The organism is Superficieibacter sp. 1612_C1, from assembly GCF_015234305.1.
Lineage (GTDB): Bacteria > Pseudomonadota > Gammaproteobacteria > Enterobacterales > Enterobacteriaceae > Superficieibacter.
Genome location: NZ_JADGMI010000002.1, coordinates 378,482 through 404,115, shown reverse-complemented (window position 1 = coordinate 404,115; position 25,634 = coordinate 378,482). Strand labels below are relative to the sequence as shown.

General features: G+C 55.2%; 25 protein-coding genes. 11 read left to right on the top strand and 14 right to left on the bottom strand.

What is annotated here, in order from left to right; translation table 11 throughout:
• Positions 1-27: 27 nt before the first annotated feature.
• Positions 28-1,137, bottom strand: a complete 1,110-nt coding sequence (apbC, locus tag INT84_RS08150; protein WP_194206392.1) for an iron-sulfur cluster carrier protein ApbC — start codon at positions 1,135-1,137, stop codon at positions 28-30.
• 164 nt (positions 1,138-1,301) lie between these two features.
• On the opposite strand from apbC, the gene metG reads away from it, so the two are divergent.
• Together metG and INT84_RS08140 are read left to right on the top strand one after the other, a co-directional pair.
• Positions 1,302-3,335 carry a methionine--tRNA ligase gene (gene metG, locus INT84_RS08145; protein ID WP_194206391.1) on the top strand — a complete coding sequence of 678 codons (2,034 nt, stop codon included), beginning with the start codon at positions 1,302-1,304 and terminating at the stop codon, positions 3,333-3,335.
• Positions 3,336-3,528: 193 nt separating this feature from the next.
• Positions 3,529-3,987, top strand: coding sequence for a YehR family lipoprotein (locus INT84_RS08140; protein WP_194206390.1), 459 nt, complete (start codon positions 3,529-3,531; stop codon positions 3,985-3,987).
• A gap of 35 nt (positions 3,988-4,022) precedes the next feature.
• On the opposite strand, the gene INT84_RS08135 is transcribed toward INT84_RS08140, so the two are convergent.
• The 3 genes from INT84_RS08135 to INT84_RS08125 are packed head-to-tail and all read right to left on the bottom strand — an operon-like array spanning position 4,023 to position 6,938.
• The gene (locus tag INT84_RS08135; protein WP_194206389.1) at positions 4,023-4,490 is read right to left on the bottom strand and encodes a DUF1456 family protein; all 468 of its coding nucleotides are present in this window, start codon (positions 4,488-4,490) and stop codon (positions 4,023-4,025) included.
• A gap of 46 nt (positions 4,491-4,536) precedes the next feature.
• The gene (gene btsR / locus INT84_RS08130; RefSeq protein WP_194206388.1) at positions 4,537-5,256 is read right to left on the bottom strand and encodes a two-component system response regulator BtsR; all 720 of its coding nucleotides are present in this window, start codon (positions 5,254-5,256) and stop codon (positions 4,537-4,539) included.
• Positions 5,250-6,938, bottom strand: a complete 1,689-nt coding sequence (locus tag INT84_RS08125) for a sensor histidine kinase (RefSeq protein WP_194206387.1) — start codon at positions 6,936-6,938, stop codon at positions 5,250-5,252. Before INT84_RS08125 ends, btsR begins: the two co-directional genes overlap by 7 nt.
• 228 nt (positions 6,939-7,166) lie before the next feature.
• On the opposite strand from INT84_RS08125, the gene INT84_RS08120 reads away from it, so the two are divergent.
• Positions 7,167-7,274 carry a protein YohO gene (locus tag INT84_RS08120; RefSeq protein WP_103674269.1) on the top strand — a complete coding sequence of 36 codons (108 nt, stop codon included), beginning with the start codon at positions 7,167-7,169 and terminating at the stop codon, positions 7,272-7,274.
• On the opposite strand, the gene INT84_RS08115 is transcribed toward INT84_RS08120, so the two are convergent.
• From INT84_RS08115 to bglX, 5 genes are all read right to left on the bottom strand, one after another.
• The gene (locus INT84_RS08115) at positions 7,255-7,986 is read right to left on the bottom strand and encodes an ABC transporter permease (protein WP_194206386.1); all 732 of its coding nucleotides are present in this window, start codon (positions 7,984-7,986) and stop codon (positions 7,255-7,257) included. The two genes, INT84_RS08120 and INT84_RS08115, sit on opposite strands and share 20 nt — an antisense overlap.
• The gene (locus tag INT84_RS08110) at positions 7,970-8,917 is read right to left on the bottom strand and encodes an ABC transporter ATP-binding protein (protein WP_194206385.1); all 948 of its coding nucleotides are present in this window, start codon (positions 8,915-8,917) and stop codon (positions 7,970-7,972) included. The genes INT84_RS08115 and INT84_RS08110 overlap by 17 nt, the downstream gene beginning before the upstream one ends.
• Positions 8,910-10,067 carry an ABC transporter permease gene (locus INT84_RS08105; protein ID WP_370529641.1) on the bottom strand — a complete coding sequence of 386 codons (1,158 nt, stop codon included), beginning with the start codon at positions 10,065-10,067 and terminating at the stop codon, positions 8,910-8,912. Before INT84_RS08105 ends, INT84_RS08110 begins: the two co-directional genes overlap by 8 nt.
• A gap of 13 nt (positions 10,068-10,080) precedes the next feature.
• A complete protein-coding gene (locus tag INT84_RS08100; RefSeq protein ID WP_194206384.1) occupies positions 10,081-10,998 on the bottom strand; it encodes an ABC transporter substrate-binding protein in 918 nt (305 codons plus the stop codon).
• A gap of 150 nt (positions 10,999-11,148) precedes the next feature.
• Entirely contained in the window at positions 11,149-13,446 is a 2,298-nt protein-coding gene (gene bglX / locus INT84_RS08095; RefSeq protein WP_194206383.1) for a beta-glucosidase BglX, read from the bottom strand.
• 195 nt (positions 13,447-13,641) lie between these two features.
• Between bglX and dld the strand changes: the two genes are divergently transcribed.
• Positions 13,642-15,417, top strand: coding sequence for a D-lactate dehydrogenase (dld, locus tag INT84_RS08090; protein WP_194206382.1), 1,776 nt, complete (start codon positions 13,642-13,644; stop codon positions 15,415-15,417).
• Between the two features lie 82 nt (positions 15,418-15,499).
• On the top strand, positions 15,500-16,054 hold the full coding sequence (locus INT84_RS08085) for a GNAT family N-acetyltransferase (RefSeq protein WP_194206381.1): 555 nt from the start codon (positions 15,500-15,502) through the stop codon (positions 16,052-16,054).
• A 204-nt stretch (positions 16,055-16,258) separates the two neighbouring features.
• On the opposite strand, the gene pbpG is transcribed toward INT84_RS08085, so the two are convergent.
• Both pbpG and INT84_RS08075 read right to left on the bottom strand, forming a co-directional pair.
• Entirely contained in the window at positions 16,259-17,191 is a 933-nt protein-coding gene (pbpG, locus tag INT84_RS08080; RefSeq protein ID WP_194206380.1) for a D-alanyl-D-alanine endopeptidase, read from the bottom strand.
• 171 nt (positions 17,192-17,362) lie between these two features.
• Complete coding sequence (locus INT84_RS08075) at positions 17,363-17,950, bottom strand: Yip1 family protein (protein ID WP_194206379.1); 588 nt, start codon at positions 17,948-17,950, stop codon at positions 17,363-17,365.
• Between the two features lie 164 nt (positions 17,951-18,114).
• Between INT84_RS08075 and INT84_RS08070 the strand changes: the two genes are divergently transcribed.
• Positions 18,115-18,678 carry a DedA family protein gene (locus INT84_RS08070; RefSeq protein WP_194206378.1) on the top strand — a complete coding sequence of 188 codons (564 nt, stop codon included), beginning with the start codon at positions 18,115-18,117 and terminating at the stop codon, positions 18,676-18,678.
• Positions 18,679-18,702: 24 nt separating this feature from the next.
• On the opposite strand, the gene INT84_RS08065 is transcribed toward INT84_RS08070, so the two are convergent.
• Together INT84_RS08065 and mdtQ are read right to left on the bottom strand one after the other, a co-directional pair.
• Positions 18,703-19,473: an SDR family oxidoreductase gene (locus tag INT84_RS08065; protein ID WP_194206377.1), complete on the bottom strand. Its 771-nt coding sequence runs from the start codon at positions 19,471-19,473 to the stop codon at positions 18,703-18,705.
• 58 nt (positions 19,474-19,531) lie between these two features.
• Positions 19,532-20,974: a multidrug resistance outer membrane protein MdtQ gene (gene mdtQ, locus INT84_RS08060; protein ID WP_194206376.1), complete on the bottom strand. Its 1,443-nt coding sequence runs from the start codon at positions 20,972-20,974 to the stop codon at positions 19,532-19,534.
• 228 nt (positions 20,975-21,202) lie between these two features.
• Here mdtQ and yohP point away from each other — a divergent pair, with 228 nt between their 5' ends.
• Positions 21,203-21,286 (top strand): small membrane protein YohP, encoded by an 84-nt coding sequence (gene yohP / locus INT84_RS08055; RefSeq protein ID WP_176919193.1) that lies wholly within the window; start codon positions 21,203-21,205, stop codon positions 21,284-21,286.
• A gap of 34 nt (positions 21,287-21,320) precedes the next feature.
• On the opposite strand, the gene dusC is transcribed toward yohP, so the two are convergent.
• The gene (dusC, locus tag INT84_RS08050) at positions 21,321-22,256 is read right to left on the bottom strand and encodes a tRNA dihydrouridine(16) synthase DusC (protein WP_176919049.1); all 936 of its coding nucleotides are present in this window, start codon (positions 22,254-22,256) and stop codon (positions 21,321-21,323) included.
• A 326-nt stretch (positions 22,257-22,582) separates the two neighbouring features.
• Here dusC and INT84_RS08045 point away from each other — a divergent pair, with 326 nt between their 5' ends.
• The 4 genes from INT84_RS08045 (at position 22,583) to sanA (ending at position 25,531) form a co-directional block, all read left to right on the top strand.
• Entirely contained in the window at positions 22,583-22,981 is a 399-nt protein-coding gene (locus INT84_RS08045) for a CidA/LrgA family protein (RefSeq protein WP_176919048.1), read from the top strand.
• Entirely contained in the window at positions 22,978-23,673 is a 696-nt protein-coding gene (locus INT84_RS08040) for a CidB/LrgB family autolysis modulator (protein ID WP_194206375.1), read from the top strand. Before INT84_RS08045 ends, INT84_RS08040 begins: the two co-directional genes overlap by 4 nt.
• A 129-nt stretch (positions 23,674-23,802) precedes the next feature.
• Positions 23,803-24,687 carry a cytidine deaminase gene (cdd, locus tag INT84_RS08035; protein WP_194206374.1) on the top strand — a complete coding sequence of 295 codons (885 nt, stop codon included), beginning with the start codon at positions 23,803-23,805 and terminating at the stop codon, positions 24,685-24,687.
• Positions 24,688-24,811: 124 nt separating this feature from the next.
• A complete protein-coding gene (gene sanA / locus INT84_RS08030) occupies positions 24,812-25,531 on the top strand; it encodes an outer membrane permeability protein SanA (RefSeq protein ID WP_176919045.1) in 720 nt (239 codons plus the stop codon).
• Positions 25,532-25,634 lie beyond the last annotated feature (103 nt).

The window sequence follows — 25,634 nt, the reverse complement described above, 5'->3', positions numbered from 1 at the left end:
GGCTGCCCGCCAGGGCAGCCAGAAACCTTATACTGCGCGGAAGGCGATTTCGCTGGGGATCACTTCCCCCTGCCAGTACAGCTGCGCCGCTACGCGCCCTGCCAGCTGGCGATAGATAGCAGTAAATTCACTCTCAGGACGATGAATAACCGTTGGCGTGCCGTGGTCGAGATCTTCGCGCAGGCTGATATGCAGCGGCATTTGTCCCAGCAGTTGCGTATGATACTGCTCTGCCAGCTTCTCTGCGCCGCCTGTGCCGAAAATAGGTTCATGGTGCCCGCAGTTGCTGCACACATGCATACTCATGTTTTCGACAATCCCCAGTACCGGCACTTCCACTTTCTCAAACATCACAATGCCTTTTTTGGCATCAATCAGAGCGATGTCCTGCGGGGTGGTGACCACCAGCGCGCCGGTGACCGGAATGTTTTGCGCCAGCGTCAACTGGATGTCACCGGTGCCTGGCGGCATATCCAGTACCAGATAATCCAGATCCGGCCACAGCGTCTCCTGAAGCATCTGCATTAGCGCTTTGCTGGCCATCGGCCCGCGCCAGACCATCGCGTTATCATCCGTCACCAGATAACCAATGGAGTTTGTCGCCAGCCCGTGCGCGACAATCGGCGTCATATGCGTGCCGTCCGGCGAGGTTGGACGCTGATGCTCGGTGCCCAGCATTGTCGGGATGGAGGGACCATAAATATCGGCGTCAAGCAGGCCGACCTTCGCGCCTTCCGCCGCCAGCGCCAGCGCCAGATTCACCGCCGTCGAGGATTTCCCCACCCCGCCCTTGCCGGAACTGACGGCAATAATATTTTTTACGCCGTTAACGCCCGGCTGATTCTTCACGCGTTTCAGCGTGGCGACAGTATGAGACAGCTTCCAGTCAATCGCTTTCGCGCCGGTGATCCGTAAAAGCTCCGCGCTGGTTTGCTCTTTCAGATCCTCGAACGCGCTGGTCCAGACAAACGGCATCTGTAGTTCGATGTGGATGGTGTCATCCAGCCAGGCGACGTGATGCAGCGCTTTCAGCGTCGTCAGATTGTGTTTCAGTGTGGGATGCTGAAAATTTGCCAGCGTCCCGGCGACCATTGCTCGCAAGCGTTCCGGGGATTTGGCCTGGGATTGTTCGTTCATCCCGACTCCTCTGTTGTTGTTCTGAAAAAGACAGTGTAATTACCCAGTTTACCTCAGAGACGACAATTATTCATTTGTGGATAAATGCCCTTATCACTTGGCGCGGTAAATACCATTTTGGTACTATCAAAGCCCTTTTCATTACCAAAGAAGTAATACCCACTATGACTCAAGTCGCGAAGAAAATTCTGGTAACGTGCGCGCTGCCGTACGCCAACGGCTCAATCCACCTCGGCCACATGCTGGAGCATATCCAGGCTGATGTCTGGGTCCGTTACCAGCGAATGCGCGGCCATCAGGTAAACTTCATCTGCGCGGACGATGCGCACGGGACGCCGATCATGCTGAAAGCGCAGCAGTTAGGTATCACCCCTGAGCAGATGATTACCGAAATGAGTCAGGAGCATCAGACCGATTTCGCGGGCTTCGACATCAGCTACGATAACTATCACTCCACGCACAGTGATGAGAACCGTGAACTGTCGGAGCTTATCTATGGTCGTCTGAAAGAGAACGGTTTTATTAAAAACCGCACCATCTCTCAACTTTACGATCCGGAAAAAGGCATGTTCCTGCCGGACCGTTTTGTAAAAGGCACCTGTCCGAAATGTAAATCTGCGGATCAGTATGGCGATAACTGCGAAGTGTGCGGCGCAACCTATAGCCCGACCGAGCTGATCGAGCCGAAATCCGTGGTCTCTGGCGCGACGCCGGTGATGCGTGATTCTGAGCACTTCTTCTTCGACCTGCCCTCCTTCAGTGAAATGTTGCAGGCATGGACCCGCAGCGGCGCATTGCAGGAGCAGGTGGCGAACAAAATGCAGGAGTGGTTTGAGTCCGGCCTGCAACAGTGGGATATTTCCCGCGATGCGCCGTACTTCGGTTTTGAAATCCCGAACGCGCCGGGCAAATATTTCTACGTCTGGCTGGATGCGCCGATTGGCTACATGGGTTCCTTTAAGAACCTGTGCGACAAGCGCGGCGACACGACCAGTTTTGACGAATACTGGAAGAAAGATTCCGCTGCCGAGCTGTATCATTTCATCGGCAAAGACATTGTCTACTTCCACAGCCTGTTCTGGCCGGCGATGCTGGAAGGCAGCAACTTCCGCAAGCCGACGAACCTGTTCGTGCACGGCTACGTCACGGTAAACGGCGCGAAGATGTCCAAATCGCGCGGCACCTTTATTAAGGCGAGCACCTGGCTGAACCACTTTGATGCCGACAGCCTGCGCTATTACTACACCGCCAAGCTCTCCTCGCGCATTGATGATATTGACCTGAACCTCGAAGATTTCGTGCAGCGCGTTAACGCGGATATCGTTAACAAGGTGGTCAACCTGGCCTCACGCAACGCAGGCTTTATTGCTAAACGTTTTGACGGCGTGCTGGCATCTGAGCTTGCCGATCCGGCGCTCTACAAGACCTTTACCGATGCCGCGACGGTGATTGGTGAAGCCTGGGAAAGCCGCGAATTTGGTAAAGCCGTGCGTGAGATTATGGCCCTGGCCGATGTTGCCAACCGCTATGTCGATGAAAAAGCACCGTGGGTCGTGGCGAAACAGGAGGGTCAGGATGCGGAGTTGCAGGCAATCTGCTCAATGGGTATCAACCTGTTCCGCGTACTGATGACGTACCTCAAGCCGGTGATCCCAACGCTTGCCGAACGTGCAGAAGCCTTCCTGAATACTACCCTGGAGTGGGACGCTATTCAGCAACCGCTGTTGAGCCATAAGGTCAACACCTTTAAAGCGCTGTATAACCGTATCGACATGAAACAGGTTGACGCACTGGTAGAGGCGTCTAAAGAAGAAGTGAAAGCGATGGCGGCTCCGGTATCGGGCCCGCTGGCGGATGACCCGATTCAGGAAACCATTACGTTTGATGACTTCGCGAAAATCGACCTGCGCGTGGCGCTGATTGAAAACGCCGGGTTTGTTGAAGGCTCTGACAAGCTGCTGCGTCTGACGCTGGATCTGGGCGGTGAGAAACGTAACGTGTTCTCCGGCATCCGCTCCGCGTACCCGGACCCGCAGGTGCTGATTGGCCGTCTGACGGTAATGGTCGCCAACCTCGCGCCGCGTAAAATGCGCTTTGGCGTGTCTGAAGGCATGGTGATGGCCGCGGGCCCCGGCGGAAAAGATATCTTCCTGTTAAGCCCGGATGACGGCGCAAAACCAGGCCAGCAGGTGAAATAATACGTCCTTCAAGCGCCGCGCTCGCGGCGCTTTTTTTATCCCTGTTTCGACCTTTTCCTACGACGAACTCCGCTTCCGGACTGCGCAATATTTTAAAAAGGCTCTATGCTTTATTGCACTGGTGCGCGTTTGCGCTTCGCTACGCCACTTCAGGCGGTTATTTTTTAAACATTTTTTATAAAATGGAGTTTTCATGAAAGCATTAAATAAATTGTTGTCAGTCGCGTTTGCTTCGGCGCTGGTTATTTCCCTGGCGGGCTGCGGCGACAAAGAAGAAACCAAAACCTTTAACGCCAATATCAACGGCGCTGACATTAAAATCACCTACACCTATGAAGGTGATAAAGTTCTGAAACAGACTTCAGAGAATAAAATCAACTACTCCACCATCGGTGCGAAAAACAAAGAAGAAGCGGCACGCGTGCTGGATCCGCTGAGTGCAAAATATAAAAACATTCAGGGTGTTGATGAAAAATTAGATTACAAAGACACCTGGGCGGAAGAAACAGTCACCGTTGATATGGAAAAAGTGGATTTCAAAGCGCTACAGAGCGTTTCTGGTTCCATGGTAACAGGCGACACCAGCAAAGGTGTCAGCATGAAGCAAACGCAGACTATGCTTGAGTCAGCTGGCTTTAAAGAAGTGAAATAAGCCCTTTCAGGCCGGATTAAGCCCGGCCTGGTATTCTATTTGGCGGCGTGTTCACGCGCCGTTAGCCCGCGCAGAAAATAACGTAACATCTGATCGCCACATTCGCGGAAGTTTTTATGATCCGGCGCGCGCATCATGGCGGTAATTTCCGGCATAGAGACGCGGAATTTTTGCTCGGTCAGGATCGCCAGAATGTCATCGGTTTTCAGTGCAAACGCGATACGCAGCTTTTTCAGGATCACGTTGTTATTCACGCGACGTTCAACCGCCAGCGCGGGAGCTGACTCATCACGTCCGCGTTTGTCGTAAATCAGGCCGTTTAAAAAGCACGACAGCATGATGTCCGGGCAACGCACGAAGCCTTCTTCCTCTTCCTTACGCAGCCAGGGCACCAGTTGTTCTGCGGTCACATCCGCTTCCCCCAGCGCGAAAATACGCACCAGATCGTTATTGTTGTTCTTCAGAATGTAGCGGACGCTACGCAAAATATCGTTACTGACCATAGTGCCTTCGGTGATGAAAAAAATGCGGGAGCTAATTCTACACCAATTACAGCCCCAGCGCCTCTTTCAGGTTTTTCAGGTAGCGGCGACTGACCGGCACCGTCTGCCCGGCGCGTAACAGCAGTTCGGCCTGACCGTTCTCTTCCAGACGAATTTCTTTCAGGTGCGCCATATTCACCAGATACTGACGATGGCAGCGCAGCAGCGGCGTTCGGCTTTCCAGCGTGCGCAGCGTAAGTTCGGTGAATCCCTCTTTCCCTTCATGGCTGGTGACATACACGCCGCTCATCCGGCTGCTGACAAACGCGACGTCTTCCATCTGCAAAAGCCAGATCCGGCTGTGCCCGGTGCAGGGAATAAATTTCAGCGCCTGCTGATTCTCCGGCAGTACCGAGATGTCCTGCTCGCCGCGCTCCTGGCGCAGGCGGGTCAGAGTTTTATTGAGTCGCCCGGCTTCGATCGGTTTGAGCAGATAATCGAAGGCGTGCTCCTCAAACGCTTTTACGGCGTACTCATCAAATGCCGTCAAAAAGACCACCCACGGCCGATGCTCCGGGTCGAGCATGCCGACCATCTCCAGCCCGCTGATACGCGGCATCTGAATATCGAGGAACAGCACGTCCGGGCGCAACGTATGCACTGCGCCAATAGCCTCAACGGCATTCGCGCACTCGCCTACAATCTCAATATCATTTTCGTCCTGTAGCAGAATGCGCAGATTCTCGCGTGCTAACGGTTCGTCATCCACAATCAGCACTTTTAACATGCGTTTTCCTCCAGAGGCAGTCGCAGAGTAATGCGGGTGAAACATTCTGGCTCACAATTGACGGTAATGCCGCAGTCGTCACCAAAACGGGCGCGCAGACGTTTATCAACCAAGCTCATGCCCAGCCCGCTGGCACTGGCATCCGGGTGATAAAGCCCGGCATTATCTTCAATATCGAGCTGTAAATAACGTTGATACTGGCTGGCATGAATTCTGATTTCCCCGACGCCAAGATGCTGCGACGTGCCGTGCTTGATGGCGTTTTCCACAATCGGTTGCAGCGTAAAGGCAGGAAGCTGGAGATGCTCCAGCGATTCAGGTACAAAAAGCTGCACCTGAAGGCGCGACTGGAAGCGCGCTTTTTCGATTTGCAGGTAGGCATTCACATGTTCAATTTCATCCGCCAGGGTGACTATCTCTGAGGGTCGCTTGAGATTTTTACGGAAAAAGGTCGACAGATACTGGACCAGCTGGCTGGCCTGATCGCTGTCGCGGCGGATCACCGCCTTCAGCGTATTCAGGGCATTAAACAGAAAATGCGGATTGACCTGCGCGTGAAGCAGCTTGATTTCCGACTGGGTCAGCAACGCTTTTTGCCGTTCGTACTGGCCCGCCAGGATCTGCGCCGACAGCAGTTGTGCAATCCCCTCCCCCAGCGTGCGGTTGATGGAGCTGAACAGACGGTTTTTCGCTTCATAGAGTTTAATGGTGCCGATCACCCGCTGGTTTTCACCGCGTAGCGGGATCACCAGCGTCGAGCCCAGTTTGCACTGCGGATGCAGCGAACAGCGATACGGCACTTCGTTACCGTCGGCATACACCACTTCGCCGGTATTGATCGCCTTCAGTGTCCATTCGGATGAAATCGGACGACCTGGCAGATGGTGGTCGTCGCCGGTGCCGGTAAACGCCAGCAGCTTGTCACGGTCGGTGATAGCGACCGCGCCGATATCCAGCTCCTGATAGAGTACCTGCGCCACCTTCATGCTGTTCTCTTCGTTAAACCCCTGGCGCAGGATCCCCTCCGTGGAGGCGGCAACCTTGAGCGCCGTCGCCGAAAACGCGGAGGTATATTTTTCAAACATGGCGCGCTTGTCGAGCAGAATACGCATAAAGAGCGCGGCACCCACGGTGTTGGTGACCATCATCGGCGCGGCAATGCTATTAACCAGGTGCAGCGCATCCTGAAACGGGCGGGCAATCAGCAGAATAATCAGCATCTGTACCAGCTCCGCGACAAAGGTCACGGCCCCGGCCGTCAGCGGACTGAAGACGCGATCTGTTCGCCCCCGTTTGATCAACATGCTGTGGACCAGGCCACCCAATAAGCCCTCGACCATGGTGGAGATCATGCAGCTTAGCGCGGTCATCCCACCCAGCGAATAACGATGCAGGCCACCGGTCAGACCCACCAGGCCACCGACGACCGGCCCGCCCAGCAGCCCGCCCATTACCGCGCCAATGGCGCGCGTGTTGGCAATGGAGTCTTCAATGTGCAAGCCAAAATAGGTGCCGAGGATACAAAAAATGGAGAAGGTCACGTAGCAAAGCAGCTTGTGCGGCAGGCGTACCGTGACCTGGATCAGCGGTATAAACAGGCGCGTCTTGCTCATCAGCCAGGCGATGACCAGAAAAACACACATTTGCTGCAATAGCAGCAACACAAGATTAAATTCGTACATACCTGCCAACCACACTTTCTGAAAGCGCGTAACATACAGGTTGAAGGTTTAACTTTCTTTGAAGCGCGGCATAAAATCGAAAATTCGTGCGCCGGATCACTGAATGGGCGCACAAATGTACAAAAAACGCGCTATCTGAAACCTCTCCGCTTATCAGAACCAAAATTAATGGTTCATTAACACATCAGCTTCGCCGTATAATCTTTTGATTAACATAAGGAGCAAATTATGAGCATAGCCAAAATGGGCATCATCACCCTTTTTGTGGTCATGGCCGTGAGCGGCATCGGCGGCGTCATGCTGGCCGGATACACCTTTATTGTGCATGGCGGTTAAGATAACGTCCCAGCCGCTCAAATCCGCGATCGACAATCACCGCCGCCAGCGCGACCAGGATCGCGCCCTGGATAATATACGCCGTATTGAATCCGCTCAGACCGATAATAATCGGTGTGCCTAGCGTACTGGCCCCGACCGTCGAGGCGATGGCCGCCGTACCGATATTAATAATAATCGAGGTGCGGACCCCGGCAAGGATCACCGGTGCCGCCAGCGGTAACTCGACTTTTATCAAGCGCTGCCAGCGATTCATCCCCATGCCTTCTGCCACGCTGGTAACGCCTGCGGGCACCGCAGCCAGCCCGGCTAAGGTCCCCTGTAAGATCGGTAACACACCGTAGAGAATCAGTGCGATAATGGCCGGCTGCTGACCAAAGCCCATCACCGGGACAGCAATCGCCAGTACCGCAACCGGCGGAAAGGTTTGCCCGATGGCCGCAATCGTCTCGACCAGCGAGCGAAATTCCCGTCCTGCCGGGCGCGTGACCAGGATGCCGGCCCCGACGCCAAGCACGATAGCCACCAGGCTTGACACGCCCACCAGCCAGAAATGGGCCAGCGTCAGCGCCAGAAAGCTCTCCTGTTGATAGACCGGCCGCGGCAGTTGCGGGAATAAGGCGCTGAATAGTCCCTCACTGTGCGGTAGGCCGACCAGTAGCGCGATAAAAAGCACCATCAGCCACAGTAACGGATCACGGATGAGTTTCACCGGCCCCCTCCTCACGCAGCAGATCGTCGAAATGGAGGTTGCCGCAGAATCGGCCCTGACCGTCGACCACCGGTAATACCAGGCACTGACGAGCAACAAAAGCGGAAAGCGCCTCGCGTAATGTCATGGTATCCAGAACGGGTTCACCCTCCACCGGCTCACCGTGGCGCAGATAATCCCGCACCGCACGCAGAGACAGCAGGCGGACGCCCAGCTCGCTGCGGCCAAAAAACTCACGTACGAAGTCATTTGCCGGGTGGGTCAGCATTTGCAGAGGCGTACCCTGTTGTACTACCTCGCCGTTATCCATCAGGATCAGATGATCCGCCAGCCGCAGCGCTTCATCGATGTCATGAGTAACCAGCACAATGGTGCGCCCCAGCAGGCGATGGATGCGGCTCATCTCTTGCTGTAGCGCACCGCGCGTCACCGGATCGAGTGCACCGAACGGTTCGTCCATCAGCAAAACATCAGGATCGGCCGCCAGCGCCCGCGCCACGCCCACGCGCTGCTGCTGTCCGCCGGAAAGCTGGTGCGGAAAACGTTCGCGCAGCGACGGATCCAGCCCCAGCAGGGCCATTAATTCATCAATACGCGCGTTAATGCGCTTGCGATCCCACTTTATCAGTTGCGGCACGGTGGCAATATTTTGCGCCACCGTCCAGTGGGGAAAGAGGCCAATGGACTGGATGGCATAACCCATCCGCCGACGCAGCGCCAGCAGCGGCAGCTGGCCAATGTCTTCCCCGGCAAAACGGATGGTACCGCTGTCGTGTTCGACCAGGCGATTAATCATCTTCAGGGTGGTGGATTTCCCCGAGCCTGACGTGCCGATGAGGACCGAGAACGCCCCCTCTTTCAGATGCAGGTTGAGGTTTTTTACCGCGTCCTGCCCGGCAAACGATTTGCTTACCTGGTTAAATTCAATCATGCGCACGTTCCTTAAGCAGTGCACTCCACAGGCCGAATAGCGCGTCTACCACGACGGCCAGCGCAATAACCGGAATAACGCCCAGCAACACCAGATCAAGCGCGCTACTGAGTAGCCCCTGGAATACCAGCGCGCCGAATCCTCCCGCCCCGATCAGCGCCGCAATCACCGCCATCCCAATGGTCTGCACGGTGACCACGCGTAATCCGCGGATCAATACCGGCAAGGCCAGCGGCAACTGGACGCGGAAAAAACGCTCGCGGGGGCTCATGCCCATTGCGGCGGCGCTTTCCAGAACGTCGCGCGGCACCTGCCCCATCCCGGCCACCACGCCGCGGACCAGCGGCAATAAGGCGTAGAGCACCAGCGCAATGAGCGCGGGCGTTCTGCCGGTTCCGGCCACGCCGATTTTTGCCAGCAGCGGAAAATGCTGCACCAGCCCGGCCAGCGGCGCAATCAGCAGGCCGAACAGCGCAATAGAAGGGATGGTCTGGATGATATTTAATACCGTAAACACCGGGGCCTGGCGCGCAGGATGGCGATAGCACCACAGCCCCAGCGGCACACCAATCAGCAGGCCGGGCAACAGCGTGCCGAACAGTAGCGTCAGATGTTGTAATAACGCGTCGTTAAACACGTCCTGACGGTTGGCGTACTCTTTCATCAGCGAGAGCTCATTAAGAGCGCCAGATCCCAGCAGCACCAGCGGTAGCAGCCAGACCTGCGCATTTAACAGCCAGCGCCATGTTGCTTTATCCGTAAGCCGCCGAATGGTATCACTCAGAATGAGCAGCGAAAGCGCCAGCCAGAGCCACAAGCCGCTTCCCGGCGAGGTACGCGCCAGCGGACTGCCGGTCTGCGCCAGCCAACTGGCAGATTTTCCTGCGCCCCAGATCAGGGCGATAAAGATCAGCTCAACTGCCAGCAACGTTATCACCAGCGACAGGCGGCCACGCAGGAAACTCAGGAGGATTAACCCCAGCGGCACGACCAGCAGCCAGAGCGGCGGAAACGCCCAGATCTGCCAGAGTGCGCGACCTTCCCCGGAAACCAGCCGGTTGGGAGCATAATTCACAAATGGCAGCGCTGCCGCCACCAGCGAAATCATCGCCAGCAGCAGCAGCACGCGGTTTTGACATTTTATATGCACAACGCCGTCCGTGTTATTTCACCAGCCCTTTTTCCTTCAGATAGTCGGCAGCGACTTTCTTCGCATCCAGACCTTCCACGGCAATTTTGGCATTCAGCGTTTGCAGCGTTTTTTCATCCAGGCTGGCGAAAACCGGCTTAAGCCACGCGTCCATCTGCGGATATGCCTTCAGCACGGCGTCACGCACTACTGGCGTCGGGGCATAGATCGGCTGCACGCCTTTCGGGTCGGTCAGCGTTTGCAGGCCCAGGGCCGCCACCGGACCGTCTGTGCCGTAAGCCATCGCCGCATTCACGCCGGAGGTTTGTTGCGCGGCAGCCTTGATGGTCACCGCCGTGTCACCACCCGCCAGCGACAGCAGCTGGCTCTGATTGAGCTTGAAATCGTAGGCTTTTTCAAAAGCAGGCAGTGCGTCCGTACGTTCGATAAATTCTGCGGAGGCCGCCAGTTTGAAGGTGCCGCCCTCTTTTAAATAGCGGCTGAGATCGCTTAATGAAGTGAGTTTATTTTTCGAGGCGAGATCCTGGCGCACCGCAATGGTCCAGGTATTGTTGGCTGGCGCAGGAGTCAGCCAGACCAGCTTGTTCTTCTCCGCATCCAGCTGCTTCACTTTCTCATAGCCTTGTTGCGCATTTTTCCACGCCGCGTCATTTTCCAGCTTAAAGAAAAACGCGCCGTTGCCGGTATATTCCGGATAAATATCCAGCTCGCCGGAGGTGATCGCGCCACGCACGACCGGCGTAGTGCCTAACTGAACTTTATTAACCGTTTTAACGCCGTGGCTTTCCAGAACCTGCAAAATAATATTGCCCAGCAGCGCCCCTTCGGTATCAATTTTGGAGCCTACTTTCACCGGTTCTGCTGCGTGTAGCGGCAGGCTTATTGCGGAGAATAATGCGATAGCGCTAAGCGTTCCCTTGAATGTCATCATCTGCTTTTCCTCGTTATTTTACGACCCACTTACAGGGGCTTAAGAGAAAAGCGTAGACGAAAAAAGGGCATTTAACCTTTAAATGATGTGCGGCCCTCCCGCTTTAACAACAAACGGGAGGGCCAGCAAGGGAAATGGAATGCTGCGGGTTTACAGCAGTTCAAATTCTCCCTGCTTCACGCGAGCGGAATCCACGCCAATAAAGACGTTGAATTTGCCCGGTTCAGCATCGTATTTCATTTTCTGATTCCAGAACTTCAGCGCCTCAACGTCAATCGGGAAGCTGACGGTCTGCGTTTCGCCTGGCTTCAGCGTGACTTTCTCAAACCCTTTCAGCTGTTTTACCGGACGGCTCATCGAGGCGGTGACATCCTGTAAATACATCTGAATAACCGTCGCCCCTTCACGTTTACCGGTATTGGTGACCTCAACGCTGGCGGTAACGCTGCCGTCGCGCTTCATGGTCGGCGCGGAGAGTTTCACGTCAGAGACGGTAAAGGTGGTGTAGCTCAGACCGTAGCCGAACGGATACAGCGGGCCGTTTGCCTCGTCAAAATAGCGCGAGGTGTACTTATTGGGTTTGTCGGCGTTATAGGGACGACCAGTGTTCAGATGGCTATAATACACCGGGATCTGCCCTACCGAACGCGGGAAGGACATCGGCAGTTTACCGGACGGGTTGTAATCGCCAAACAGCACATCGGCAATCGCATTGCCGCCTTCGGTGCCCGCGAACCAGGTTTCGAGGATCGCATCGGCCTGCTGATCTTCTTTCACCAGCGCCAGCGGACGACCGTTCATCAACACCAGTACCAGCGGCTTACCGGTGGCTTTCAGGGCGCTAATCAGATCGCGCTGGCTCTGCGGAATAGTGATATCCGTACGGCTGGAGGCTTCGTGCGCCATGCCCTGCGCCTCGCCCACTACGGCCACGACGACATCAGACTGATTCGCTGCCGCTACGGCTTCGTCGATCATCGCTTTCGGCGTACGCTCATCGACCTGCACCGCAGGCTCGTACTGGTTAAGGAAGGTCACGATGTCTTTGTCGTTAGTAACGTTCGCCCCTTTGGCAAAGATCACTTTCCCCTGATCGCCCATCACGTTTTTGATGCCGGTCAGCACGGTCACCGACTGGTCAACGACGCCTGCGGCCGACCAGCTCCCCATCACGTCACGCTTGCTGTCGGCCAGCGGCCCCACCACGGCCACGGTCGCCGTCTTTTTCAGCGGCAGCGTGTCCAGACGGTTTTTCAGTAGCACCAGACTTTCGCGCGCCACGCTGCGGGCGTCCTGACGGTGCAGACGGCTTTCGGCATTGGTATCTTTCGGATCGGAATCTTTCGGCCCCAGATGGCTATAAGGGTCGTTGAACAGCCCCATATCATATTTGACGTTCAGCACGTGGCGGGCCGCGTCGTCCAGTTCCGCCATCGGGACTTTGCCGGACTTCACCAGCCCCGGCAGGTACTTACTGTAATACTCGTCGCTCATGCTCATGTTAATGCCCGAGTTGAGCGCCACACGCACCGCATCTTCCGGATCGGCGGCGGTACCGTGTTTGATCAGTTCTTTAATCGCCCCGTGATCGGAAATGGTGATGCCCTTAAAGCCCCATTCATCGCGCAGCAGATCTTTCAGCAGCCAGGAATCTGACGACGCCGGCGTGCCGTTTAGCGAGTTCAGCGCCACCATCACGCCACCGCTACCCGCGTCCAGCGCGGCTTTATACGGCGGCATATAGTCGTTGAACAGTCGCTGCGGGCTCATATCGACGGTGTTGTACTCTTTCCCGCCCTCGACCGCACCGTAGGCGGCGAAATGTTTCACGCTGGTCATGACTGAATAGCGATCCGCCGGGCTTTTCCCCTGCATTGCTTCTACCATGGTTTTACCCATGATGGAGGTCAGGTAGGTATCTTCACCAAAGCCTTCCGAGGCGCGGCCCCAGCGCGGATCGCGCGAAACATCGACCATCGGTGCCCAGGTCATATTCAGGCCATCGTCCGCCGCTTCATACGCTGAAACGCGACCGACGGTTTTCACCGCGTCGAGATCAAAGGTCGAGGCCAGCCCGAGGCTTATCGGAAAAACGGTGCGCTGGCCGTGCACCACGTCATAGGCAAAAAACAGCGGGATCTTCAGGCGGCTGAGTTCCATCACCTGATCCTGCATTTTACGAATGTCTTCGCGCGTCACGGTATTAAAAATCGCGCCGACCTGCCCCTCTTTAATCATCTCGCGAATGGCTTCTTTCGGGTTATCCGGCCCGACGCTGATAAGCCGCAACTGACCAATTTTTTCATCCACTGTCATTTTTTTGAGCAGCTCAGTGACGTAAGCGTCACGGGCTTCCGGGGTCAATGGATGCTGGTTTTTGACTTCCTCTGCCAGCGCGGGATAACACGCCAGACTCACAGCGACACCTACAGAACACAGCCATTTCATATGGTTTACTCTCTTATGCTAAAGCCGGGGGAGCGGCCTAATCCGTGCGAAGATCGCAGTTTGCCATAATCGTAACCGCGGTTGCAGTATCTTGCCTCGCTTATTCTCTTATTTTTCTGGCGTTTTTCTCCGCCGCCCCGGTTTTCTCAGGCTATTCTTAAAGACGTTTATTTGTCCCACCACAAGGAGTGGAAGATGCCGTCTACAACTCATCATGATAATCACGCGCTACTCAACGAACTGACCCGCCTGGTGGGCCACTCTCATCTGTTAACCGACCCGGCGAAAACCGCCCGCTACCGCAAGGGCTTCCGTTCCGGCCAGGGCGAGGCGCTGGCCGTCGTTTTCCCCGGCAGCCTGCTCGAACTATGGCGGGTATTAAGCGCCTGCGTGCAGGCCGATAAAATTATTCTGATGCAGGCGGCGAATACCGGCCTGACGGAAGGTTCGACGCCGAACGGCAACGATTACGATCGCGACATTGTTATTATCAGTACCCTGCGACTGGATAAACTTCAGCTACTGGATAATGGCGAGCAGGTACTGGCATTTCCCGGCACCACGCTGTATTCGCTGGAAAAAGCGCTCAAGCCGCTGGGACGCGAGCCGCATTCGGTGATCGGCTCCTCCTGCATTGGTGCCTCGGTGATTGGCGGCATCTGCAATAACTCCGGCGGCGCGCTGGTACAGCGCGGACCGGCCTATACCGAGATGTCGCTGTTTGCCCGTATTGATGAAAATGGACGCTTACAGCTGGTCAATCATCTGGGCATTGAGCTGGGGCAAACGCCGGAGCAGATCCTCAGTAAACTGGACGATGAACGCATCACGGCTGGCGATGTGCGCCACGATGGGCGTCACGGACACGACAACGACTACGTGACCCGCGTACGTGATGTCGAGGCGGACACGCCTGCCCGCTATAATGCCGATCCGGATCGCCTGTTTGAATCTTCCGGCTGCGCGGGCAAGCTGGCGGTTTTTGCCGTGCGTCTGGATACCTTTATGGCGGAAAAAAATCAGCAGGTGTTTTATATCGGCACCAACCAGCCCGACGTGCTCACCGACATTCGCCGTCATATTCTGGCCAATTTCACCCATCTGCCGATTGCGGGTGAATATATGCACCGCGATATTTACGATATTGCCGAGCGGTACGGGAAAGATACGTTCCTGATGATCGACAAACTCGGCACCGACAAAATGCCGCTGTTCTTTACTTTGAAAGGCCGCACCGACGCGCTGCTGGAAAAGGTCTCGCTGTTTAAGCCGCATTTTACCGATCGCACGATGCAGAAGCTGACCCGCGCCTTCCCTTCGCATTTGCCGCCGCGCATGAAAAGCTGGCGCGATAAGTATGAACATCATCTGCTGCTCAAGATGGCGGGCGATGGGGTTAACGAGGCGCAACACTGGCTGAGCGAATACTTTAAAACCGCCGAGGGCGATTTCTTCGCCTGTACGCCGGAAGAAGGCAGCAAAGCGTTCCTGCACCGTTTTGCCGCGGCGGGCGCGGCGATCCGCTACCAGGCGGTACATGCCGATGAGGTGGAAGATATTCTGGCGCTGGATATCGCCCTGCGACGCAATGATACCGAGTGGTTCGAACATCTGCCGCCGGAGATCGACAGCCAGCTGGTGCATAAGCTCTACTACGGTCACTTTATGTGTCACGTTTTCCATCAGGATTACATCGTCAAAAAAGGCGTCGATGCGCATCACCTGAAGGAGCAAATGCTGGAGCTGCTGCGAGCACGCGGTGCGCAGTATCCTGCCGAGCATAACGTCGGCCATCTTTACGAGGCGGCGGAGAGTTTAAAAACGTTTTATCGCAAGAACGACCCGACAAATAGCATGAACCCGGGGATTGGCAAGACCAGTAAACAGAAGTACTGGGGCGAAGGCACTTCTGCCACACAAAAGCCTGCTGAAACCGCAGAGAGTGTGCCGACGCCGCCACCTGCCGTTTGAGTTTTTGTCGTTAGTCGTAATAAAGTGGTTCAACGTGCCAGAGACGGTGTTCTCTGGCTTTTTGTTTTGAGGAGCTTGCGTTATGTCTGCGGTTGACGTTTTGAACGGCGTGGATGTTGAAGTCCGTGATGCCCTGCCCGACGATGTTCATGCCATTGCCGCGCTATATGCCTGGCATGTGCTGAACGGCCGGGCCTCTTTTGAAGAAACGCCGCCTTCGGTGGAAGAAATGCGCGAGCGGATGGAGAACGTCGCAGCGCAGGATCTGCCGTGGCTGGTGGCGCTTTATCGCGGCGTGGTCGTGGGGTATTGCTATGCGACCCAGTATCGTCCGCGTCCCGCCTACCGTTTCACCATCGAAGAGTCGATTTATATTGATACGACGATGACCGGGCGCGGTATCGGCACGCGCCTGCTGTCGCAGTTGATTGCACGTTGTGAACAGGGACCGTGGCGGCAGATGCTGGCCGTGGTGGGTGACGGGCATAATAATCCCGGCTCGCTAAAGCTGCATCAGCAGCAGGGGTTTGAGGTTGCCGGACGGTTGCGCAGCGTGGGATATAAAAAAGGTGACTGGCGCGATACGTTGATTATGCAGCGCGCGCTTAATGACGGTGACTGGACGCTGCCGGAGTAGGATTCGGTGGGAGTAAGGCGGGAATCGGCCACGGTGCGCATGATGCCGGGTGGCGGCTTCGCCTTACCCGGCCTACGAAAACAGCATCGCAACATTGTAGCCCCGGTAAGCGCAGCGCCACCGGAGCTACCACAGCACCGTAGGCCCGGTAAGCAAAGCGCCACCGGGCAAAGTGGCACATAGCCTGCGTCACGACACCACGGGTTAATCGTTTTGCGCGGTGAAATCCGTACTGGCCATCTGCGCCGCCTTCTGCTTTTTATAGCTCAGCGCCGAGGCCGGAACCGGCATGACTTTCCCCGTCTCAATCCAGGTTTTCAGGCGGCTGGCGTCGGCAAAGTGGGTATATTTGCCAAACGCATCCATCACCACCAGCGCCACCGGGCGTTGGTTGATCAACGTGCGCATCACCAGACAATGACCCGCCGCGTTGGTAAACCCGGTCTTGGTCAACTGGATATTCCAGTTATCGCGATAGACCAGGTGGTTGGTGTTACGGAACGGCAGCGTATAGGCCGGGTTCGAAAACGTCGCCATATCTTCGCGCGTAGTGCTGAGTTGACCAATGAGCGGATACTGCTTGCTGGCAATCAACAGCCGGGTTAAGTCGCGAGCCGTGGAGACGTTTTTAATCGACAGTCCAGTCGGCTCCACGTAGCGCGTGTGGGTCATCCCCAGCGCTTTCGCTTTTGCATTCATCGCCCGAATAAACGCATCGTAGCCGCCCGGATAATGGTGCGCAAGGCTCGCCGCCGCACGGTTTTCCGATGACATCAGCGCCAGCAGCAGCATATCTTTACGGCTGATTTCGCTGTTCAGGCGCACGCGCGAATAAATTCCCTTCATTTTTGGCGTATGGCTGATATCCACCTTCAGTTTTTCATCCAGCGGCAGATGCGCATCCAGCACCACCATCGCCGTCATCAATTTGGTGATAGATGCAATGGGACGCACTAGATCCGGATGGCTGGCGTAGATCACTTTATTGGTCTGAAGATCAACAATCATCGCACTACCGGAGGCGATTTCCGGCTGTAACGCCGTAGCGGCCGCAGCCGTTTTGGCACTGACCTGTGGTGCGAAAACCACCGGGAGCATTAGCGCAAGGCTAAGCAAAGAAACGCGTAATTTCGGCATGATGAGATTCTGGTAGTTATATGCACAGGTTATGTTTTTGGGGCGTGATTCATTATAGATATCAATACAAAACACGCCTGCGCATCATACCCGCCGGGAAAAGGCTCCGCCAGAGAAGAATCATGTCCAAATACTGCACGGCGAGCGCGTCTACCCGCCGCACAGCATTTGTCAGATCAGATGATAGCCATAGCCCCACAGCAGGACCGTCAGGGCCAGCAGAACTTCAAGCACCAGCACGCCGATAGCCAGCGTAGAGCTGGAAAAACTCAGCCCCTCTTCTTTGTTGATATTAAGGAAGGTCGGGATGCCCAGATAGAGTAAATAACCGGTATAAAACAGCGCGGCCGTGCCCACCAGCGCACACAGCCAGACCAGCGGATAGAGCGCCACGATACCACTCAAAAAGATTGGCGTGGCGACGTAGCCCGCAAATACCATACAGCGTGCCAGCGAAGGGCGATGCGGATAGTTACGCGCCATCCACCAGATCACCCTGCCCATCACCGCCACCCCCGCCAGCATCAGCCCGTAGAAAAGGATTGCCAGCGCAAAAGCAGTAAACAGCGACAGCCGGACCACGTTATTTTCACCAAAATTCCAGCCAATTTGCGTCGTACCAATAAACGCGCAGATAACCGGGATGGCCGCCATGATCAGGACGTGATGGGTGTAGTGATGCGAAACCGTTTCGTTTTCGCGCTTAATAGCCTGCATTTCGCGATTAGGATGGGAGAGAAGTCCCCAGACATGGTTCATATGATCCCCTCTTCTCAACGTGATACGACTGTGGCTTAAGTATAATGCACATCAATAGATTATTTTATGTACAGTTCAAAAATGCTTATCCCTCTTTGCCTGCAACATTTCGCATAGCGATTATGCTTGTTGGGTGCGGTACAGAGAGGAGAGATGTTTAACGCATGGATATCAATTTGTTAATTACGGAGTATGGCTACGCTGCCCTGACGATTGGCAGTCTGGCAGAGGGAGAAACCATTACGCTGCTGGGTGGCGTTGCGGCCCACCAGGGGCTGCTGAAGTTTCCGCTGGTGGTGATTGCCGTTGCGCTGGGCGGGATCATCGGCGATCAGTTGCTCTATTTTTTAGGCCGCCGGTTCGGCAACCGCATCCTGGCGCGTTTCAGCGGGCATCAGGATAAAATCGACCGTGCGCAGCGGCTGATCCAGCGCCGTCCGTGGCTGTTTGTGATTGGTAGCCGTTTTATGTACGGTTTCCGCATTATCGGCCCCCTGCTGATAGGTGCCAGTCGTCTGCCGCCGACGCTGTTTCTGCCGCTCAACATTGCGGGCGCAATTGTGTGGGCGCTGATTTTCACCACCCTTGGCTATGTCGGTGGTGAAGTGATTGGGCCGTGGCTGCATCATTTCAATCAGCATTTAAAACATCTGGTCTGGCTGGGTATTGCTGTCGCGCTGGTCGTGGGTGTGCGCCTGTGGTTAAAACACCGGCAGAAACGGCAGTAGTTGCTGCCGTTACCGGGGCAAGATTTATTTCAGTCCTGCAAACTGCGGGTTTACCAGCATAAAACCACCGTCAACAATAAACGACTGGCCGGTCGTGTAGGTCGCATATTCCGAGCACAGCCATGCTACCAGACTGGCAATTTCTTCCGTTTTACCCGGACGCGTCAGCGGGATAGTGGGCATGGAGCCGGGTTTTGCATCGTCATCGCTCATATCATTCATGGGCGTGGCGATAGCGCCCGGCGCAACAGAATTGACCAGAATATTGTGTTTGACCAGTTCCAGCGCCATCGATTTGGTCAGCCCACCAAGCGCATGTTTGGCGGACGTGTAGGCACTGGCGTCAGGCAGAGGAGAATGTTCATGCACGGAGGTAATGTTAACAATGCGTCCTCCCTCCCCCTGCTCTACCATTTTTCTGGCGGCAATCTGCGAACAGAGAAATGCGCCTTCGACGTCTACCGTAAAAATCGCCCGCCAGTCCTCCAGCTTGACGTCAAGGAACGCATCTTTGGTCATCATGCCCGCGTTGTTGACCAGCACATCAATACGGCCAAACTGTTTAATCAGCGTTTCCAGCGCCTGCGTGCCCTCCGGCAGCTTGCTGAGATCCAGCTGTACCGCAATGGCTTTGCGGCCCAGCGCCTCAACTTCTTTTACCGTCCCCTGCGCGCCCTTTTCATCCGAGTGCCAGGTCACGCCGATGTCATATCCGCCTTTAGCGAGAAATAACGCGCACTGCTTACCAATGCCGGAATCCGACGCGGTGACTACTGCAACTTTGTTTGCCGCCATACTGACCTCCCGTTAAGTTCAGGAGGTAAGTATAGAAAACCCCGGCGAAGTCTGGGGGTCAGGATGAGAAATGATAGCCGCCGCCCAGCGTAGAAGTCAGCTGGATAGAGGCATCCAGCCACTGTCCCTGCAATTTCAGGCCGTTAATCTGCTCCTCAAGGGCCGGAATGCGCGCCTGGTTGACGCGAGATCCTGCAATCAGACCGGCTTTCAGTCGCGCCTCTGCCAGTGCCACAATGCGCGATGCATCCTGCTGCACCTGCTTCTGACGCGCACTTTTCTCCATCAGCGTTTCAACCTGCGTGGCGCTGCGGGCAACCTGATTCACCGCGTCAACCACTGCCTTATTGTAATTAGCGATGGAGAGACCGTTTTGGGCGCTGGCGATATCCAGATTCGCATTCAGCCGACCACTATCAAAAATCGGCAGCGTCAGCCCCGCCGTCACGCCCATTTGTTGCGCGGAGTGACGGAACAGATCGCTGAGGTGCAGCGCGTCCTGCTGTAAAAACGCCATCAGGTTAATGTCCGGGTAAAACGCCGCTTTGGCGGCATCCACCTCTTTTAATGAGGCTTCGATGTACCAGTGAGCGGCCTGCAAGTCCGGTCGACGCGCCAGTAATTCATAGCCAAGGCTGGCAGGCATTTTGGTCTGTACGGCCGGCAGCGGCACGCTGTGCAGGGCAAGCGTTGATGACTGTCCATTGGTCAATGCCAGCAGGCGGGCTTCGATAATTTTCATATTACCGGCAACTTCCGCCAGCTTTTGCTGGGTTTTCCCCGCACTGATATCGGTTTCCGCACCTTCAACAGAAGAGGTGATCCCCTGCTGATAGAGCTCGCGATCGACAGCAACAATCGCCTCCTGCTGCTGTTCAATATTGCTGAGCACCGTTTTAATGGCCGCTTCGGTCTGCCATTCCCAGTAGAGACGCGCCACGCTGCTGGCCAGTAACTGCTGCGTCTGCTGTAGTTCAGCATCACGCGCACGCACCAGGCCGATGCGGCCTTCCACTTCAGCACGATTTTTGCCCCACAAATCCAAATCCCAGCCGGCTGTCAGACCAAAGGTACCGTTGGTGTACCACGGCCCGGTGGTCCCGGCGGCCGGATCGGTGAGCGCGAAGGGTCCCATCAAACCCTCCGCCGACATTTTTTGCCGCTCAACGTCGGATGAGAAATTCACCGCCGGACCGTCTGCGGCCTCCGCCATTCTCGCCTGCGCTTCCGCCAGCGCAATACGCTGTTGCGCCACTTTTAAATCGGGCGCGTTGGCCAGTGCGCGCGTAATTAGCGCGTCAAGCTGCGGGTCCTGATATTGCTTCCACCACTGGCTTTGCGGCCAGCCGTTTTGTAACGCAGCCGGTAACGTGCTGCTCACCGACACCGCCGGGGTTTGGGGTGTGATCCCGGCGTTAACATCATGCGAGGGCGCGCAGCCCGTCAGGGAAAGAACCAGCGGCAGGACTGACATTGCAGTCAAAATCAGGGGACGATTCATAACGTATTTTTACGAGATAATAAGGAGGCGGCAAGATTACGTGGCGGGTGAGAATTTTTTTTAGTAACGCGTGGCAATGAACAAATGGACATAAAAAGAAATAGTTAGCAAATTATTCACCAAACAAATAATTAACAGGCTATTCAATTAACAAAAGTGTCATTTGGCGAGGCACAATTTCTCTGCTTTCCTATACTTGATGTGAATACTACAAAGAGGGAATGCGCGATGAAAATTTTACTATGGGCGATTTTAGTTATTTTTCTGATTGGACTGTTGGTCGTAACTGGGGTGTTTAAGATGATTTTCTGATAGTTATCGCCCTCCTGTGCGGGGGCGATAGTTTTCATGACCAGCGTTCAATGACCCGCGCAATGGACGTCGAATCCTGAAACGTCCGAATGGCCGTAAACAGATCCAGCGCCTCATCATATTCTTTACGTAAATATCCCAGCCACTGTTTTATGCGAGCGACATGGTATAAGCCGGTGTCGTCCTGCTTTTCGAGGCGGGAATATTTCCGCAGTAGTTCCACCACCTCAGGCCAGGGCATACGCGGCTCGTTATATTTGACCACCCGGCTAAGGTTTGGCACGTTCAGCGCCCCGCGACCGATCATTAGCGCATCGCATCCGCTGGTCTGCAAACAAGCCTGAGCGCTTTCCCAGTCCCAGATTTCACCGTTGGCGATCACCGGAATGGTCAGCCGCTGGCGGATGTCGCTAATCGCCTGCCAGTTAATCCGCTCCGCTTTATAGCCATCTTCTTTTGTGCGGCCGTGCACCGCCAGTTCGGTTGCCCCGGCCTGCTGTACCGCATCGGCAATTTCAAACTGGCGATCGCCGCTGTCCCAGCCAAGCCGGACTTTTACCGTCACCGGTAAATGCGCGGGCACGGCGTCGCGCATCGCTTTGGCTCCCTGATAAATCAGTTCCGGATCTTTTAGTAGCGTTGCTCCGCCTCCGCTGCCATTCACCGCTTTGGACGGACAGCCGCAGTTGAGGTCAACGCCGAACGATCCCAGTTCAACGGCACGCGCCGCATTTTCTGCCAGCCAGTGTGGATACTGGCCCAGCAGTTGGATACGCACCAGGGTGCCAGACGAGGTACGGCTCTGGTGATGCAGTTCCGGACACAGTTTATAGAATGATTTGACCGGCAATAGCTGATCTACCACCCGCAAAAATTCGGTGATGCACAGATCGTAATCGTTAACCTCGGTCAGCAGCTCTCGCACCAGTGAATCGAGCACGCCTTCCATCGGCGCGAGGAGTACACGCATATCTTTACCCGTAAAAAAAGAGACGCTATGTTAGCGTCGCTGAGGTTGATGCCAAACCGTCCGTGCGACCACCGGGTTGGGCCTCCCTCCGGGAACCCAATCCCGGCGTTTCCCCTGAGAAGCCGCTTTGTCAACACGCGGAGAGGCGCTATGTTAGCTTCTCTGCGCCAGGGTTTAAAGCACCCGCGGAATTCACTGGCCGGATTCGTTCATTTGCCCGATGTTCCGTTTGTCTATCTCAGCTATGCTTCGAATTCATGATGTGATCGGTAGCACATTTTCGGCTTTAATTGTATGATGAATGCGTTTTCGTAAGGATTGATACCATGAGCAAAACCTTCACAATCATCTGGCAATACCTGCGTGCATTCGTTCTGATTTATGCCTGTCTATACGCCGGAATTTACATCGCTTCTCTGCTGCCAATAACCATCCCCGGCAGCATTATTGGCATGCTGATCCTCTTTTTTTTGCTGGCGCTGCAAATCCTGCCTGCAAAATGGGTTAATCCCGGCTGCTATGTACTGATCCGTTATATGGCGCTGTTGTTTGTCCCCATTGGCGTTGGCGTGATGCAATACGTTGACGTTCTGCGGGCGCAGTTTGGTCCGGTAGTGGTCTCATGCGCTATCAGCACCCTGGTGGTTTTTCTGGTGGTAAGCTGGAGTTCACATCTGGTGCACGGTGAACGTAAAATCATTGGTCAGAAGGATATAAAAAAATGATGGCGTATATCTGGTGGTCATTGCCGCTGACGCTGGCCGTGTTTTTCGCGGCGCGTAAACTTGCCGCCCGTTTTAAGATGCCGCTACTTAACCCGCTGCTGGTCGCCATGGTAGTGATCATTCCCTTCTTACTGTTAACCGGCATCCCCTACGATCACTATTTTCAGGGCAGCAAAATCCTCAACGATCTTTTGCAGCCTGCCGTAGTCGCACTGGCGTTTCCGCTTTATGAGCAGTTGCACCAGATCCGCGCCCGCTGGAAGTCGATTATTACTATCTGCTTTATCGGCAGCGTAGTGGCAATGGTGACGGGAACCAGCGTGGCGCTGCTGATGGGCGCAACGCCGGAAATCGCCGCGTCTGTTCTGCCGAAATCGGTAACGACACCTATTGCGATGGCCGTTGGCGGCAGCATTGGCGGTATTCCGGCTATCAGCGCGGTTTGCGTGATTTTTGTCGGTATTCTTGGCGCGGTATTCGGTCACACTTTGCTCAATATTATGGGGATTCGAACTAAAGCTGCACGTGGGCTGGCAATGGGCACCGCCTCGCACGCCCTTGGGACGGCGCGTTGCGCGGAGCTCGATTATCAGGAGGGCGCGTTTAGTTCTCTGGCGCTGGTGATTTGCGGCATTATTACCTCGCTGATTGCCCCGTTTCTGTTCCCGCTGATTCTGGTTGTGATGGGGTAAAATTTGCGATACGTCGCGCAATTTTCGTTTTCATTGCAACCGTTGCACACATAATGGGATCTGGATCACGTTACAAATCTTCTGACGCCTCGTAAACTACGATCCCATTACATTGTTACGAGGCACCCCATGCATCAACGTTTTCAATCTGCTCTCCCGCAGCTTCCGGGTGAGATGCAATCGGCGCTGGCACCTTTGCTGGAAGATGAGCATTTTCCTGCCATGCTGAGCGCAGGGCAGATCTCATCGTTACTGAAAGCGACGGGAATGGACGAAGACGCCCTGGCTTTCGCCCTCCTGCCGCTTGCCGCCGCCTGCGCCCGCGCCGATCTTTCCAGTTTTAACGTCGGTGCCATTGCGCGTGGCGTCAGCGGCACCTGGTATTTTGGCGCGAATATGGAGTTTCACGGCGCGACGATGCAGCAAACGGTGCATGCCGAACAAAGTGCGATCACCCACGCCTGGTTACGGGGCGAGAAATCCCTCAAAGCCATTACCGTAAACTATACCCCTTGCGGCCACTGCCGCCAGTTTATGAATGAACTGAACAGCGGACTGGATATCAATATCCATTTACCGGGCCGTCCGGCGCATACTCTGAGGCACTATCTGCCCGATGCGTTCGGTCCTAAAGACCTCGACATTAAAACTCTGCTGATGGACGAGCAGGATCAGGGTTACAACGTGCAGGGCGATGCGCTGACGCAGGCCGCCATCCGTGCCGCTAACCGCAGCCATGCGCCCTACAGTAAAGCCCCGTCCGGCGTTGCGCTGGAATGTCGGGATGGCACGATTTTCACCGGCAGCTACGCGGAAAACGCCGCATTCAACCCTTCCCTGCCGCCGCTACAGGGTGCCCTTAATCTGCTGAGTCTGAACGGCTACGATTACCCGGATATTCAGCGAGCCATTCTGGCGGAGCGTGACGATGGCGCGTTGATTCAGTGGCAAGCCACCAGCGCAACGCTCAACGCGCTGGGCTGTCAGAATATTGAACGTGTATGCCTTGCCTGACAGTCAATGCGGGCTTTCGGGTCCGCATTGATGAAAATCCCTTCAGTTGAGCGTCCGTTTCTTGCGCTTGCTTCACGGGTAAAGTAGCCTGAATGAAATTTTCGCCACCGCCGGGTCTGGGTCCATGTTGAAGCGTTTGTTATACAGTGTGTTAGTCCTGATCGGCTTACTGCTGTTAACGGTGCTTGGCCTCGACCGGTGGATGAGCTGGAAAACCGCTCCCTATATTTATGATGAACTTCAGGACCTCCCCTGGCGACAGGTCGGCGTGGTCCTCGGCACGGCAAAATATTACCGCACCGGCGTGATTAATCAGTATTACCGCTACCGGATCCAGGGTGCGCTTAATGCTTACAATAGCGGGAAAGTTAACTATCTGCTGTTAAGTGGTGATAACGCCCAGCAAAGCTACAACGAGCCGGTCACGATGCGTAAAGATCTGATTGCCGCAGGCGTTGACCCTGCGGATATCGTGCTGGACTACGCGGGTTTTCGCACGCTCGATTCCATCGTCCGTACCCGAAAAGTCTTTGATACCAACGATTTCATCATCATCACCCAGCGTTTTCACTGCGAGCGCGCGCTGTTTATTGCCCTGCATATGGGCATCCAGGCGCAGTGCTACGCCGTCCCCTCGCCAAAAGATATGTGGAACGTTCGGGTACGAGAATTTGGTGCCCGCTTCAGCGCGCTGGCCGACCTCTATATTTTCAAACGCGAGCCGCGTTTTTTAGGCCCGCTGATCCCTATCCCCTCCCGCCATGAAATCCCGGAAGATACACAGGGCTATCCGGCAGTCACGCCCGAGCAACTGCTGGAATTGCAGCCAAAAACGAGAAAGTAATCTTCGCGTAATATAAGTTACATTAATGCAGAAAAAAGTGATCTATGAGTGATATAGGGAACATTACTTGCTTTCAGCCTGCTTTATGCGTAATATTTTACTC

Bases quoted from the DNA above. Each gene is read 5' to 3' on its own strand.
- apbC (WP_194206392.1), bottom strand. From the start codon at position 1,137: ATGAACGAACAATCCCAGGCCAAATCCCCGGAACGCTTGCGAGCAATG.
- metG (WP_194206391.1), top strand. From the start codon at position 1,302: ATGACTCAAGTCGCGAAGAAAATTCTGGTAACGTGCGCGCTGCCGTAC.
- INT84_RS08140 (WP_194206390.1), top strand. From the start codon at position 3,529: ATGAAAGCATTAAATAAATTGTTGTCAGTCGCGTTTGCTTCGGCGCTG.
- INT84_RS08135 (WP_194206389.1), bottom strand. From the start codon at position 4,490: ATGGTCAGTAACGATATTTTGCGTAGCGTCCGCTACATTCTGAAGAAC.
- btsR (WP_194206388.1), bottom strand. From the start codon at position 5,256: ATGTTAAAAGTGCTGATTGTGGATGACGAACCGTTAGCACGCGAGAAT.
- INT84_RS08125 (WP_194206387.1), bottom strand. From the start codon at position 6,938: ATGTACGAATTTAATCTTGTGTTGCTGCTATTGCAGCAAATGTGTGTT.
- INT84_RS08120 (WP_103674269.1), top strand. From the start codon at position 7,167: ATGAGCATAGCCAAAATGGGCATCATCACCCTTTTTGTGGTCATGGCC.
- INT84_RS08110 (WP_194206385.1), bottom strand. From the start codon at position 8,917: ATGATTGAATTTAACCAGGTAAGCAAATCGTTTGCCGGGCAGGACGCG.
- INT84_RS08100 (WP_194206384.1), bottom strand. From the start codon at position 10,998: ATGATGACATTCAAGGGAACGCTTAGCGCTATCGCATTATTCTCCGCA.
- bglX (WP_194206383.1), bottom strand. From the start codon at position 13,446: ATGAAATGGCTGTGTTCTGTAGGTGTCGCTGTGAGTCTGGCGTGTTAT.
- dld (WP_194206382.1), top strand. From the start codon at position 13,642: ATGCCGTCTACAACTCATCATGATAATCACGCGCTACTCAACGAACTG.
- INT84_RS08085 (WP_194206381.1), top strand. From the start codon at position 15,500: ATGTCTGCGGTTGACGTTTTGAACGGCGTGGATGTTGAAGTCCGTGAT.
- pbpG (WP_194206380.1), bottom strand. From the start codon at position 17,191: ATGCCGAAATTACGCGTTTCTTTGCTTAGCCTTGCGCTAATGCTCCCG.
- INT84_RS08075 (WP_194206379.1), bottom strand. From the start codon at position 17,950: ATGAACCATGTCTGGGGACTTCTCTCCCATCCTAATCGCGAAATGCAG.
- INT84_RS08070 (WP_194206378.1), top strand. From the start codon at position 18,115: ATGGATATCAATTTGTTAATTACGGAGTATGGCTACGCTGCCCTGACG.
- INT84_RS08065 (WP_194206377.1), bottom strand. From the start codon at position 19,473: ATGGCGGCAAACAAAGTTGCAGTAGTCACCGCGTCGGATTCCGGCATT.
- mdtQ (WP_194206376.1), bottom strand. From the start codon at position 20,974: ATGAATCGTCCCCTGATTTTGACTGCAATGTCAGTCCTGCCGCTGGTT.
- yohP (WP_176919193.1), top strand. From the start codon at position 21,203: ATGAAAATTTTACTATGGGCGATTTTAGTTATTTTTCTGATTGGACTG.
- dusC (WP_176919049.1), bottom strand. From the start codon at position 22,256: ATGCGTGTACTCCTCGCGCCGATGGAAGGCGTGCTCGATTCACTGGTG.
- INT84_RS08045 (WP_176919048.1), top strand. From the start codon at position 22,583: ATGAGCAAAACCTTCACAATCATCTGGCAATACCTGCGTGCATTCGTT.
- INT84_RS08040 (WP_194206375.1), top strand. From the start codon at position 22,978: ATGATGGCGTATATCTGGTGGTCATTGCCGCTGACGCTGGCCGTGTTT.
- cdd (WP_194206374.1), top strand. From the start codon at position 23,803: ATGCATCAACGTTTTCAATCTGCTCTCCCGCAGCTTCCGGGTGAGATG.
- sanA (WP_176919045.1), top strand. From the start codon at position 24,812: ATGTTGAAGCGTTTGTTATACAGTGTGTTAGTCCTGATCGGCTTACTG.